This window comes from Actinomadura oligospora ATCC 43269 (genome assembly GCF_000518265.1).
Lineage (GTDB): Bacteria > Actinomycetota > Actinomycetes > Streptosporangiales > Streptosporangiaceae > Spirillospora > Spirillospora oligospora.
In genome coordinates this window covers 534,416-547,526 of record NZ_JADG01000003.1, presented here as the reverse complement: position 1 = coordinate 547,526, position 13,111 = coordinate 534,416, and the positions used below count along the sequence as shown (strand labels likewise).

At 72.0% G+C, this 13,111-nt stretch carries 12 protein-coding genes; 5 read left to right on the top strand and 7 right to left on the bottom strand.

The features are described 5' to 3' along the window. Positions 1–142 precede the first annotated feature (142 nt). On the top strand, positions 143–988 hold the full coding sequence (locus tag P696_RS0102125; protein WP_034482730.1) for a helix-turn-helix transcriptional regulator: 846 nt from the start codon (positions 143–145) through the stop codon (positions 986–988). A gap of 380 nt (positions 989–1,368) precedes the next feature. Here P696_RS0102125 and P696_RS55570 read toward each other — a convergent pair whose 3' ends face one another. Beyond that, complete coding sequence (locus P696_RS55570; RefSeq protein WP_157429469.1) at positions 1,369–1,530, bottom strand: hypothetical protein; 162 nt, start codon at positions 1,528–1,530, stop codon at positions 1,369–1,371. A gap of 164 nt (positions 1,531–1,694) precedes the next feature. Continuing rightward, positions 1,695–2,126 carry a peptidase inhibitor family I36 protein gene (locus P696_RS0102115; RefSeq protein ID WP_026411032.1) on the bottom strand — a complete coding sequence of 144 codons (432 nt, stop codon included), beginning with the start codon at positions 2,124–2,126 and terminating at the stop codon, positions 1,695–1,697. A 144-nt stretch (positions 2,127–2,270) separates the two neighbouring features. Between P696_RS0102115 and P696_RS0102110 the strand changes: the two genes are divergently transcribed. Then, positions 2,271–3,218: an aldo/keto reductase gene (locus P696_RS0102110; RefSeq protein ID WP_026411031.1), complete on the top strand. Its 948-nt coding sequence runs from the start codon at positions 2,271–2,273 to the stop codon at positions 3,216–3,218. A 71-nt stretch (positions 3,219–3,289) separates the two neighbouring features. Here the strand turns inward: P696_RS0102110 and P696_RS0102105 are convergent, their stop codons facing one another. Continuing rightward, positions 3,290–3,673, bottom strand: a complete 384-nt coding sequence (locus P696_RS0102105; protein WP_026411030.1) for a VOC family protein — start codon at positions 3,671–3,673, stop codon at positions 3,290–3,292. Between the two features lie 173 nt (positions 3,674–3,846). Here P696_RS0102105 and P696_RS42675 point away from each other — a divergent pair, with 173 nt between their 5' ends. Next, positions 3,847–4,635 (top strand): SRPBCC family protein, encoded by a 789-nt coding sequence (locus P696_RS42675; RefSeq protein ID WP_051466605.1) that lies wholly within the window; start codon positions 3,847–3,849, stop codon positions 4,633–4,635. A 38-nt stretch (positions 4,636–4,673) separates the two neighbouring features. Then, on the top strand, positions 4,674–5,669 hold the full coding sequence (locus P696_RS53875; RefSeq protein ID WP_084336669.1) for an SRPBCC family protein: 996 nt from the start codon (positions 4,674–4,676) through the stop codon (positions 5,667–5,669). Between the two features lie 76 nt (positions 5,670–5,745). Here the strand turns inward: P696_RS53875 and P696_RS0102090 are convergent, their stop codons facing one another. Together P696_RS0102090 and P696_RS42665 are read right to left on the bottom strand one after the other, a co-directional pair. Continuing rightward, complete coding sequence (locus P696_RS0102090) at positions 5,746–6,150, bottom strand: hypothetical protein (RefSeq protein WP_026411029.1); 405 nt, start codon at positions 6,148–6,150, stop codon at positions 5,746–5,748. Between the two features lie 252 nt (positions 6,151–6,402). Continuing rightward, a complete protein-coding gene (locus P696_RS42665; RefSeq protein WP_051466603.1) occupies positions 6,403–7,755 on the bottom strand; it encodes an aminotransferase-like domain-containing protein in 1,353 nt (450 codons plus the stop codon). 93 nt (positions 7,756–7,848) lie between these two features. Here P696_RS42665 and P696_RS0102080 point away from each other — a divergent pair, with 93 nt between their 5' ends. Next, positions 7,849–9,237: a pyridoxal phosphate-dependent decarboxylase family protein gene (locus P696_RS0102080; protein WP_026411028.1), complete on the top strand. Its 1,389-nt coding sequence runs from the start codon at positions 7,849–7,851 to the stop codon at positions 9,235–9,237. 18 nt (positions 9,238–9,255) lie between these two features. Here P696_RS0102080 and P696_RS0102075 read toward each other — a convergent pair whose 3' ends face one another. Together P696_RS0102075 and pdxR are read right to left on the bottom strand one after the other, a co-directional pair. After that, complete coding sequence (locus P696_RS0102075) at positions 9,256–11,463, bottom strand: glycoside hydrolase family 15 protein (RefSeq protein ID WP_026411027.1); 2,208 nt, start codon at positions 11,461–11,463, stop codon at positions 9,256–9,258. Between the two features lie 175 nt (positions 11,464–11,638). Further along, a complete protein-coding gene (pdxR, locus tag P696_RS0102070; protein ID WP_026411026.1) occupies positions 11,639–13,075 on the bottom strand; it encodes a MocR-like pyridoxine biosynthesis transcription factor PdxR in 1,437 nt (478 codons plus the stop codon). Between the last annotated feature and the right edge of the window lie 36 nt (positions 13,076–13,111).

The following is a 13,111-nucleotide window of genomic DNA, read 5'->3' as shown; positions in this document are numbered from 1 at the left end:
GGGGGGGTCACGCGGTCCGCGTCAGCTGTGGCGCGGCCGTGATCTTCAGCTTCGTCCAGGGGCGGAACCCTGCCCAGGGCCGTGTTCACCCCGGGGTTCGGCGGAACCGGGGTCTGTCAGACCCCCTTTAAGATGGGCGATCGTGGGAGAAACCTCGCAGATAGCAGCATTTCTTCGGTCTCGGCGGGCCCGGCTGCGCCCCGAGCAGGTCGGGCTGACCACCTACGGGGCCCGGCGCCGGGTTCCGGGCCTGCGACGCGAGGAGCTGGCGCAGCTGGCGGGGATCAGCGTGGACTACTACATCCGGTTCGAGCGCGGGCGCCTCGACGGCGTCTCCGACGCGGTGATCGACGCCGTGGCCACGGCGCTGCGGCTGGACCGGGACGAGCGCGCCCACCTGCACAACCTGGCCCGTCCGCCCCTGGCCGCGGCCCCCTCCCCCGCCCCGCGCCTGCGCCCCGGGCTGCGGCAACTGCTGGACGTCATCGACCCCGCCCCCGCGTACCTGGTCGGGCACCACACCAACATCGTGGCCTGGAACCGCGCCGCCACCACCGTGTTCGCCGTCGACTTCGACGCCGTCCCCGAGACCGAGCGCACCTGGGCCCATCTGGTCTTCCTGAACGAGGCCGTCCGGCAGGTCACCGCGCCGAGCTGGCCGCGGATCGCCCGGACGGTCGTCACCTACCTCCGGCTACGCGCCAGCGCCCGCCCCCACGACCGGGAACTGCAGGCGGTCGTCGCGACCGTGAAGGACGCCAGCGAGCAGTTCCGGTACATGTGGGACAGCCACGACGTCGCCGACCTGGCCTTCGGTCGCTACCACCTGCACCATCCCCAGGTCGGCGACCTGCACCTGGACTACGAGTTCCTCGCCCTGCCCGCCGACCCCGGCATCCGCGCCCTCGTCACCTACAGCGCCGAGCCCGGCACCCCTTCACACGCCCGCCTCCACACCCTCACCCAACCCCTGAGCCAGACCTCCTGAGCTGCACGAATCGACCGAACAGCAAAAGCCCCCGGAATCACCGAGGGCGACCGCGTGGGATGCGCGGTCGCCCTCGATCCCGGTCGCCCAGGGGTGGAACGCTCAGCTGGCGGTGGCCTCGCTGCGGACGGCGTCGGCGGCGCGGTCGTCGAAGTGCAGGGCGCCCTCGTGAGGACCGCGTAGTAGATCTCGGCGTTGAGATACGACTCCGCTCCCGCCAGGGTTCGCCGAGCCGCGGTCGCTCGTCGATCAGTTCGAGCAGTTCGGCCGCGAGCGTCCCGTAGCGGCGGAGCAGGTGGTCGACGCGCCACCACGCTCGCCTCCGGCGCGCGCTGGTCCACCTCTGCCGCGCGCCGACCCGTCACTTCCGGACACGAGTCTCAGTGGCGGTGACCGCCTCGGTGGTGGCGCCGGACCATCACGATCCGCAGGGCGACGAGTACCGCCACCACCACGATCAGACCGATCACGATCACGCCCCAGTGACCGGCCCCGAGGTAATAGGGCAGGCTGCTCACCACGGCATCCAGAACGAACGGCATCTTTCCCCCCACTGCTTGCTTACCCCGGGCCTCCGCCCCCCATTCCGGGCGAAGGTTCATACGGATTTGGGCCACGCTCTTCACGCCGGAGGCGCTACGGCGATCGTCTTCGGACCAGCATCGGCGGGCCCGGCTCACCTGCGCCGCCCGTCACCGGTCCAGGTTCAGCAGAGGCCGAGGAAGGTGGGGTGGAGCGAGCTGACCTGGTAGCCGAACCGGCCGGTGTTGCCCTTGGCGCCGAGGAGGGGTTCGTGCGGGTACTTGCGATGCTCACCCCCGAAGTGGGCCTCGGCGAACATGCACCAGGTCCTGCCGGTGCGGTTCCAGAACGACATGACGTGGTCGTTGAGACCGCCGCCGAGCTCGTTGAGGTCACGTGCGACTTTGGCGAAAGACCCTCGCGAGCCGTGGCCGTTCGGGAGACGCCAGACACACATCCGGCCCTGCGGGCAGTCGTCCCAGGAGCGGACGACGGCAGGCGCGGCTGACCGCTCCAGGCCGGTCGGGCCGCTCGCCGAGGCCGCGGAGGGCACGTGGACGAGACCCGTCCCGGCGGTCAGGAGCAGGGCTGCCGTGGTCAGTCGGATCGACCGCATCGAAAACCGCCTTCATAGCGTTGCGTACCAGTGTGATCACTCATCGTAGTCACAACGGCCGGGACGGCCACGCGGACACCTGACGGTTGACCTGGAGCGCGCTCCAGGTCAGAGACTTCTGCCGTCCCGACCAAGGAGGAGCAGATGGCAGAGCTGAACCTCGCTCTCGGCGCGATGCGCTTCGGCAGCGAGACGGACGAGCGGACCTCGTTCGAGATCCTGGACCGGTTCGTCGACGCGGGCGGCACCCTCATCGACACCGCGAACTGCTACGCGTTCTGGACGAACCCGGAGCGCGAGGGCGGGCACAGCGAGCGCGTCATCGGAGCGTGGCTGGCCAGGCGTCCGGGCGTCCGCGACCGGGTCCTGATCTCCACCAAGCTGGGCTCCCAGCCGGTCGGCGACGGCGAGTGGCCGGGCAACCGCGAGGGCCTGTCGGCTCCGGCGGTCAAGTCGGCGGTGGAGGGCAGCCTGCGGCGGCTGGGGATCGACCACGTCGACCTGCTCTGGACGCATATGGACGACCGGTCGGTGCCGCTGGACGAGACGGTTCAGGCGCTGGCCGAGCTGGCCGAGTCCACGACCGTGGGACGCCTCGGCGCGTCCAACCTCGCCCTGTGGCGGGTGGAACGGTCTCGCCGCATCGCCGAGGCCAACGGGTGGACGGGCTACACCGCCCTGCAGTTGCGGCACTCGTATCTCAGGCCGCGTCCCGGCGCGCCGGTCCCCGACCACAACCACCGCCTCGGATGGGTGACCGACGAGACCCTGGACTACGTGGGGGCCGAGCGGGACCTGGCCGTGTGGGCCTACACCCCGCTGCTGAGCGGCGCCTACACCCGCGACGACCGTCCGCTGTCCGAGGCGTACGACCACCCGGGCACCACCCGCCGGCTGGCGGCGCTGGCGAAGGCCGCCGACGACCTCGGCGTCACCCGCAACGAGGTCGTCCTCGCCTGGCTGACCGGCGGTGCCCCGCCCGTCACGCCGATCGTCGGCGTGAGCAGCGTGGCCCAGCTGGACGAGGCCATGACCGGCGCCGCCCTCGTCCTCCCTCCGGAGCTGCGCGCCGAGCTCGACGCCGCCGTCTGAGGTCTCGCGGGCGGGGCGGACTTCGTCCGGCCGCCCCGAACTCGACGTCATGACCGGTGGCCCGTGAATCCTCAGCGGCCACCGGTCAGGTAGTCGGCGCGTCCCTCGTCGTCGACCTCGAACGAGCCCTTGGGGATGACGCAGAACTCGTTCCCCTCGGGGTCGGCCATGACGAGGAACCCGCCGGGGTCGTACTCGGTGAGGCGTCGTCCGCCCAGCGCCTCCACTCTGGCCTGCTCGGCGGCCGGGTCCGCCGACTCCAGGTCCAGGTGCAACCGGTTCTTGCCCGCCTTGGCCCGGTCGGTTCGCTGGAATCCCACGCCCAGGCCGTTCCTGCGTTCGAGCCACACGTACGGCCCGACGCGTCCGACCACCGGACGGCCGAGGAGCCCGCTCCAGAAGGCCGCCAGCTTCTCCGGATCGGCGGCGTCCACGATCACGCAGTTGATGTCCATGCCCCATCATCCGCCCACGACCGTCCGTCCCAGACGGCGACACGATCCACGGCCGAATCCGGACCACCACCCCGCACATCGGCGGGTCTGGCCTGGCCTGGGGCCTGTTTTGCCCCGCCTTATGCGGGTAGCCCGCTCGCCGACTCCGATGGGACGGCGAGGTGACGAGAGACATGGACTTCCGGACGGGACTGGCCGTCGGCGCGGGCGGCTCCCTGGCCGCGTTCGCCGCCGGCCGCGCCGTCCACAGGATCACGCGCCGGATCGTCGCCCGGTACGAGGCGAAACTGGAGCGCTCCGTCCGGCGGCTGGCCGCCGAGGCCGAGCACGGCGGCCCGGCGGTCAAGGCCGCGCTCGCCGCCGCGCGCGCCCTCCATGAGGGGAGGTCCCCGGCCCGGGCGCTGCTCAGCGCCGGGTGGACGGCCCTGAAGGAGACGCTCAAGCGGATCTTCGGCGGCGGCCGGCGTGGCGGGCCGACCACCATCGTCGAGCAGATCGACGTCGGAGCCCCCTGCCGCCTGGTCTACGACCGGTGGACCCGGTTCGAGGACTTCCCCGCCTTCATGAAGAAGGTGGTGGCCGTCACCCAGGAGACCGACGAGAAGCTGAGCTGGAAGGCCCGGATCTTCTGGTCCACCCGGACGTGGCGCTCGACCATCGTCGAGCAGGTTCCCGACCGGCACATCGTCTGGCGGTCGACGGCCGCCAAGGGACGCGTCGACGGCACGGTCAGCTTCCACGAACTGACCCCGGACCTGACCCGCGTCCTGCTCGTCCTGGACTACCGCCCCGGCGGGATGTTCGAGCGGACGGGCAACCTGTGGCGCGCGCAGGGCCGCCGCGTCCGGCTGGAACTGAAGCACTTCCGCCGTCACGTGATGACCCGCGCGCTGACCGCTCCCGGCGAGGTCGGGGGCTGGCGCGGCGAGATCCATGACGGCGAGGTCGTCCGGACCTCCTGACCAGAACCCGGAACCGACATGTGCGGGAGGAACGCACCATGAGAAGCGGAACGAAGGCGGGCCCCGTGCCCGTCGGCAAGATCACCAAGCGGCTGCCAGTCGGCGGCCACAAGCACGGCGGGCTGGGCGGCGTCGTCCGGAGGCTGCCGGGCGGACTCCCCCGCGGCAAGGCGCTCGGCGCGACCGGCGGCGTCCTGCTCGGCGCCGGAGCCGCGGTCGCGGCCCGCCGGGCGCTCGGCCACCGCAACGGCCGGGACGACGAGCCCGAGCAGGACACCACTGCTCCCGAGGCGGAGAAGGCCGAGGCCGACTCCGCGAAGCCCGCCGAGAAGCCGAAGGGGCTCTTCGGCCGCCTCAAGGACACCGTGGGCGGCCTGCTGAAGAGGGGCGGCGGCAAGGGCGGCGACGGCAAGAAGGTGAAGCTCACCAGCATCGTCGAGCACACCGACGTGGGCGCGCCGCGCCGCCTCGTCTACGACCAGTTCACCCAGTTCCAGGAGTTCCCGTCCTTCATGAAGAAGGTCATCAGCGTCGACCAGGCGGACGACGCGAAGCTGAACTGGCAGGCGAGGATCTTCTGGTCCAAGCGGACCTGGGAGGCCACGATCGTCGAGCAGGTCCCGGACGAGCACATCGTCTGGCGCTCCAAGGGCGCGAAGGGCCACGTGGACGGCACCATCAGCTTCCACGAGCTGACGCCGAACCTCACCCGCGTCCTGGTCGTCCTCGAGTACCACCCGCAGGGCCTGTTCGAGCGGACCGGCAACATCTGGCGCGCGCAGGGCCGTCGCGTCCGGCTGGAGCTCAAGCACTTCCGCCGTCACGTGATGACCCGGTCGCTCACCCACCGGGACGAGATCGAGGGCTGGCGCGGCGAGATCCGCGACAGCGAGGTCGTCAGGACCCACGAGGAGGCGCTGAAGGCGGAGGACGCCGGGAGCGGCCAGAAGGCCAAGCGCGACTCCGGCGCCAAGAGCTCCCGAAGCGCGAAGAACAACGCCAAGGTGAAGGAGTACGAGGAGTCCTCCAGGTAACCTGCCGCGAAAGCACGCGGCGGGCGGTCGGGGCCCCCAGCCGGGCGACCCGACCGCCCGCCGCCGCGTTCACGGTTCATCTCACGCTGAAATAGATGTGGTCGGCGTGCACCTTGTTCATGGCGCGAGCCTTGGGCGTCGCGATGTAGTTGCCCCACGAGACGGTGCACTTTCCTGACGCCGCCCACCCGCAGCCGTACCAGGTGGACCGGCCCTTGCCATCGAAGCCGCGCACCTGCACGGCGTTGTACCCGTCCCCCTTGAGGCTGTGCCACGAGTAGGTCACCCGGGCGCCCGGGGTACCCCAGTGGCTGCAGTTCGCCTGCCCCGTGCTCCACCAGGCCTGCGCGGGCATGTTGCCCCCGCACCCGGAGAGCACGGCGAACGCGTCGGCGTCCGAGGCGGCCGACGCGGACGGAACGGTGACGAACACCGCCGCGGCCCCGAAGGCGATGGCCTTCGCGCTCAGACGATGGGCCATCCGAATCACTCGTGGACGAGAGTTCATCGCCATCACTCCCTCGCTCCCCCGGTTGACGTTCGGGCGCGAGGCGCCGATTGCGCGATCACCATCAATCGACCTCGCCCCCAAGGGGAAGCCTTCCAAGCAGCGAACCGGCAGGTCAATTACTTAACGTAAGCAAGTAGGTGCACGTGGTGGCCAGACCGTCCTGTTGCCGCGCCGTCGAGGCCCTGGGCTGGTCTCACCAGGTACGACCGCTCCCGGCTGGTTTCAGCAGGCCGCGTCGATGGCCGCGGCGACCCGATCGAGCACGTCGGGTGGCGGGGTGTACGGGACGCGCAGGTGGTGGGTGAGGGTGGCGTCGGCCGCGAAGCGCGGGCCGGAGGTGAGTTCGACCCCGCTCCTGCCTGCCCTTTCGACGACCGTGTCGGCGGGAGTGGCGGCGAGACGCAGCCACAGTGCCAGGCCGCCGGGCGGAACCGTGAAGTCCCAGCGGGTGTCGTGGCCGAGCAGCCCGCTGAGGTGGTCGCGCTGCTGCCTGAGTTCGACGCGGCGTCTATGGAGCACCGTTTCCAGGTCGCCCAGGAGTTCGGCGGCGACGAGCTCCTGCACGGGCGACGCGGACAGCGGTCCGGCAAGGGGATGGCTTTGGAGTCGCCTGATGAGCGGGGTCGCCGCCCGGATCCAGCCGATGCGCAGGCCGGCCCATATCGCCTTGCTGGTCGAGCCGATCAGCACCGCGCCGCGGATCCGGGGCACGGGCTCCGGACGGTCGCGCAGGTCGAGGTCGCGCATGGTCTCGTCCGCGATGACGGTCACCCGGTGCCGGTCTGCCAGGTCGGCGACGGCCCGGCGGGTTCGCTGCGGCATGAGCGCGCCGGTGGGGTTCTGGAAGTCGGGCACCAGGTAGGCGAGCTGCCCTCGGGCGGCGGTGAAGGCGGCCTCGAGCTGGTCGGGGTCCCAGCCCTCGCTGCTCACCCTCACGCCCGCCAGCTTCGTCCCGGAGCCGCGCAGCACGCGGAGCGCGTCGAAGAAGGTGGGGGTCTCGACGGCGGCCACCCGGGGCTCGAAGTGCGCGGCGAGCAGGGCCAGCGCGGCCCGCGCGCCGCTGGTGACGAGGATCTGCTCGGGCCGGGTGGCCAGCCCTTCACGGGTGTACCGTGCGGCGATCGACGCACGCAGTTCGGGCAGGCCCGGCCCCGGTTCGCCGTGCTCGGCCAGCAGCGGGGCCGCCCGTTCCATGGCGCGCCCGGTCGCTGCCAGGTAGGCCGCCTGCGGCGCGGCGGGCACGGCCCGGCGCAGGTCGGTGACGGCACCGCCCTCCCCCGTCGCCGAGAGGGGGGCGATCCGCTCCGCCGCGGCCGGGGGCAGCCGCACCGTGCTGGCACTGCCGTGCCGGGTGGCCACCCATCCGCTGTCACGCAAACGCTCCAGCGCGGCCGTCACCGTGCCGCGGCTCACCCCGAGGGCGGCGGCGAGGCGACGCTCGGCCGGCAGCTCGCTGCCGACGCGTACGCGGCCGTCGAGCACCGCGTCCCGCACGGCCCGGTCCAGCGCCGCGATCAGTGTCGCGTCGGACCGTCGCCAGGGCCCCAGGGCCCGGACCAGCTGCTCGGCTCCCATCCGCACTGGTCCAGTTTCCCATGATTGGACCATGCCCTCGGGTCGACGGCTGCCTACGGTCGTGGTCAGCCGACACGAACGGAGACATCCTTCATGCACCTGCGACTTGCGGCGGACCGCGAGGAGTTGCCGAAGCTGCTCAGCGACGTCCAACGGCACGCCGCCGCCCTTCTTGCGGGCCTGGACGAGCGGGACGTCGTCCCTTCTGTGCCGATTCCTCCGCCCACACCGCTGCCCGGGCGGGGCGTGGGCCTGAAGGCGGCCCTAGACGAGTTCACCGAGCGTTGGGAACCGACGCTCTCGGCGAGCGCGGGGCCGCGGTACCTCGGATTCGTCACAGGGGGCGTGACCCCGGCGGCGCTGGCCGGTGACTGGCTGACCTCGACCTGGGACCAGAACGCCTTCTCCTCCCTGGACGGAGCGGGACAGCACCTGGAGCGCGAGACGATCGCCTGGCTGCGCGGCCTCTTCGGGCTGTCCGACCGGCACCACGGAACGTTCGTCAGCGGCGCCACCATGTCCACCACCGTCGGCCTCGCGACCGCCCGCGAGTGGCTCGGCGAGCGCAGGGGCGTCTCACCGGCCGAGGACGGCGTCGGCGGTCTCGGCCCGGTGCGGGTCCTTTCCGGGGCCGCGCATTCGAGCGTGTCCAAGGCGCTGTCGATTCTCGGTGTGGGACGCGCCGCCCTCGTCCCGGTGGACACCCTCCCCGGCCGGGAGGCCGTCGACATCGCCGCGCTGGAGCGGGCGCTGCGAGAACACGAGGCCGACGGCCCGTGCGTGGTCGTCGCCAACGCCGGTACGGTCAACACCGCCGACTTCGACGACCTGCGCGCCATCCGCGCGTTGCGCGAGCGCCACGACTTCTGGCTGCACGTGGACGCGGCCTTCGGCGCCTTCGCGGCCCTGTCCGCGGACTCCTCGCACCTGGTCGACGGCCTGGACGCGGCCGACTCGGTCTGCGTCGACCTGCACAAGTGGCTGAACGTGCCGTACGACAGCGCGGTCCAGTTCACCCGCCGACGCGACCTGCAGACGGCCGTCTTCCAGAACGCGGCCGCCTACCTCGGCCCGCTCGGCGAGACCCCCGACACGGCCCACCTCACCCCGGAGAACTCCCACCGCCTGCGGGCCGTCGCCGCGTGGTTCACCCTGCGCGCCTACGGGCGCGACGGCCACCGCGAGATCGTGGAACGCTGCGTCGCCTGCGCCCGCGCCCTGGGCGACACCATCGACGGGACGCCGGGGCTTCGCCTCCTCGCGCCCGTCCACCTGAACGTCGTCTGCTTCACCCTGGCGGAGAACCCCACCGCCGAGCGCCTCGCCGCCCTCACCGGCCGGCTCGCCGACGTGGTCTTCCTCACGCCGACCGTCCTGGACGGCGTCCCGGCGCTACGGGCCGCCTTCAGCAACTGGCGCACCAGCGACGTCGACACGCGCCGGATCATCACCGCCTTGCAGGAGGCGCTCCACGAACTGTGACCACCCGGCCGGTCCCCCTCAGGACGTGCCGTAGCGGGAGGTGACGATCGAAGGACGGTCGACCGGGCGTCCGACGTCGATGGACAGGGCGAGCCGGACGTACTGGGCCTCGGCCCAGGCGAGCGGCGCGGCCGAGCCTGTCGCCTTGCCGAAGGTGAAGCCGTACTGGTCGGTCCTGTCCCACACCTGTTCGGGGATGAGGTGGCCGTCGTTCGCGCTGTCGGCCATGACCTTCAACTGGGCGGTCGCCGGACGGCCCGCGGCCAGTTCGTACTCGCCTCGTTCGCCTGACAGCAGCGGCCACGCCCGGCCGGTCGGGTGGCCGTGGCCCGCGGGCCAGCCGGTGCCGTCGTCCTGGCTTTCGCCGTAGGAGTCGTGGTTGTAGCGGTGCCAGTACACATCGCCGTTGGGGGCGGTGACCGAGGCGACCGCGTCGAGTTCGGGCAGCGAGGCGGTCACGTTCCCGTAGGACGCGGGGCGGACGCCGAGCCGGACGAGTTCCAGGAAGCCGCCGTCCACGATGTCGCGCTCCCACCAGGTGCCGTCGGCGAAGGCGCGGGCGTAGGTGTCGTTGGGGTTGGTGTCGTGCTCGATCCGCTCGTAGTAGGAGTGGTCGCCGAAGTACCCGGACGTGGTGAACGTCCACCCGTCCAGCGAGTTCCGCCACGAGTCGGCGGTGTTCTCGTACGTGGTGGCGCTCGCGGTGTCGCCATTGCGGCGGGCGATGTCACCCGCGCAGACCAGGCCGGCGATCTCGGCCGCGACGGTGGACGGCGACACGCCGCCCTCTTCCTCCCAGCGCTCCCCCGGGGTGCCGGGGCCGAAGCCCACGATGTGGTCGGCGGTCAGCTTGATCTTCGACCATGTGGCGGCGTCGGTGAGCCCGGTCCGCCAGGCCAGGACGATCGGGAAGGCGTCCTGGTCCAACTGCTCGCAGCAACCGAGTTGCTGCGGCGTCGCCCCGCTGACCCCGCCGACCGGCGAGTAGCGGGGGAAGGACCCGGGCCCGTAGGTCACGCCGTCGCCCGGAGTCCAAGCAGTGATCTGCTGGTGGTTCCACAACCACTGGGCCATGCGTTTGGCCTGGCCGGCGTCGCCCGCCGCGAGAAGGGCCGTCCCCTGCTGGTAGAGGTCGCGGGCCCACACGCGGTGGTAGCCGTCGTTCAGCGCACCGCCGTCGACGTTGTCACCCCAGGGCGTGGCCAGGGACGCGACGTTCGCGCCGGGGAACGTCTTGTCCTCCAGGCCGTGCAAAGTCATCAGGCCCACCAGGTAGGTGCGGCGCAGCAGCGTGTTGCCGGACACGCTGGCGGGCACGATCTTACCGGTCAGATAGCCGTGCCAGCCAGAGCCATAGGACGACTCGGCCGCGGCGAAGCCCGCCGACAGCGACGCATTGGCCGTCGACGCCGCCGTCGCCCTGTCGGTGCCGAATCCCAGCGCGAGCGTGAACGTCGTATCCGCGCCGACCGGGACCTGCCCTGCCTGCACGATGTTGCCAGCACTGTTCGCGGTGTCGTACTGGCCGGTCAGGCGCCTGTTGGCGCGGAGGTCGGTGAGGGCGTCGCTGGATGTCCCGCTGTAGCCGCTGGTGTGCGTGGTGAAGCCCGCCGAGGACTTCAACGCCGAAGCCACCGTCCCACCGAACACCGCCTGGCCGTCGGAGGCGACAAGCGCGCCGTTCGAGGCGTCCCACGCGCCGGTGTCGTTGCCACCACTCCCGGCCAGCGAGGGATTGAAGAGCGCATGAAGCTGGTACGACCCGCCGTCCAGTGACTGGAAACGCGTCTTGACCAGCAGGGTCGAACGGGACGGGTCGGTCACGTAGGTCTCGGTCAGCCGGTAGCGGCCGTTCGTCGCGGTGTTGGTCACGGTGTACTCCGGCGACTTCTCGTCCGGCATCGACACCGTGTGCGTCGTCGCCTCCCGCTCCAGATCGGTGAAGCTCGACCCATCGGTCACCACGTACTGCAGGTCCTGCACGTCGGGCACGTCGGCCCTCGGGTAGAACACCTCGGAGGTCACGCCCTTGGCCACGGTGAACCAGACCTTGGACGCCGCGTTGGTGGCGGTGCCGAGCGCCGGCTTGTCTCCCGTGGTCCAGGACGAACCACCACCCGGCGCACCGGGCGCGTCACCGGCGGCGTACGCCGTCCCCGACCCCATCGCCGACGCTCCCAGCAGCAGCGCCGCACCGACCCGACCAAGCCGCGCGCCCCAGCCCATGGCAACGCCCCTTAACGCACCGTGAGAGACCGTCTGCCCAAACTAAACGCCCCCAGACCCGCCGACAAGATTCGTCCCCTCCCGCAGCGAAACCCCTCAACATGCCGTTCAGCCCGTTCGGCGAGCGCGGCAGGGATGAGCGCGAAGTGTCAGGACTCGGGGCCGTCCGCACGGCTCAGAGTTCCGGGACGGGTGGGAGGAGGACGGCGTCGAGGGTGCTGGTCAGGGCGTCCAGGGCCGCGGAGTAGGCGTGGTCGGCGGGGCGTCCGTAGCCGATGATGATCGCCTGCTCGGGGGTGGACGGGCTCAACCGCCGTTCGGTCAGGTAGCCGAGGGCCAGCTCCCGCGCGGTGGCCGCGGCGGTGACGTCCGCCTCGGTCGGGCCGCCCGGTGGGAGGGTCAGAAGGACGTGCAGGCCCGCGGCGATGCCCTCGATGGTGAGGCCGTGGGACAGGTAGGGCTGGAGACGGGTGCGGAGCTGGTCGCGGCGGCGGCGGTAGCGCTGGCGGGAGGCGCGGATGTGGCGGTCGTAGGCGTGCCGGGTGATGAGGTCGGCCAAGGCGAGCTGGCCGAGGTGCTCGGTGTGATGGTCGGTGTGCAGTTTCGCGTCGGCGACGGCGCCGACCAGGCGGGACGGCAGCACCATCCAGCCCAGGCGCAGGGCCGGGCCGAGGGTCTTGGACGTCGTCCCCAGGTAGGCGACCTCCTCGGGTGAGACGCCCTGCAGCGCGCCCACCGGCTTGCGGTCGTAGCGGAACTCGGCGTCGTAGTCGTTCTCGATGATCAGGCCGCCGGTGTCGCGGGCCCACTCCACCAGCGTCCGGCGGCGCTCGGGCTGCAATGTGCGGCCGGTCGGGTACTGGTGGGCCGGGGTGACCTCGACGGCGGTCGCCGCCGTCCCGGCCAGCAGGTCGGTGCGGGCGCCGCGGCGGTCCACGGGCAGCGGCACGACCGCCGCGCCGCCGCGACGGACCCCCTCGGCGTGGAACGGGACGCCCGGGTCCTCCATGGCGACCGTCCCGCCGACGACCCGGGCGAGCAGCGTGATGCCCTGCAGGTGGCCATTGGTGATCAGGATGTTCTCCGGACGGGCCAGCACGCCGCGGGTCCGGCCGAGGTAGGCGGCGAGCGCGATCCGCAGCTCGATCCGGCCGCGCGGGTCGCCGTACCCGAAGGCCTCCGCGGACGCCCGGGTCAGGGCGCGGCGCGAGGCGTCCAGCCAGAGCGCGGTGGGGAAGGCGGAGGCGTCCGGGCTGCCGGGTCGCAGGTCGTACCGCCCGCCGCCGCCGTGGGCCTCGGTCCGAGGTTCGGACGGGGCGCCGGTCCGGGGTTCCGGCGGGGCCTGCGCGCGCAGCGCGACCACGGTGCCCGAGCCCTGGCGGGCGGTCAGGTAGCCCTCGGCGACCAACTGGTCGTAGGCGGCCCGGACGGTCCCGCGGGAGATCCCCAACCCCGCGGCGAGCGCCCGGGAGGCGGGCAGCCGCGTGCCCGGCCCGAGCCGTCCGATCCGTATGGCGGTGCGCAGCGCCTCCTCCAGCCCGGCGCGCCGCCCGGTCCCGGCCTCGACGTCCACCAGCAGGTCGATGCTCCGATTGGGCCCATCGTCCGACATGAAAGTGGATCTTACCGGTGGCCCATTCGCCTCCTA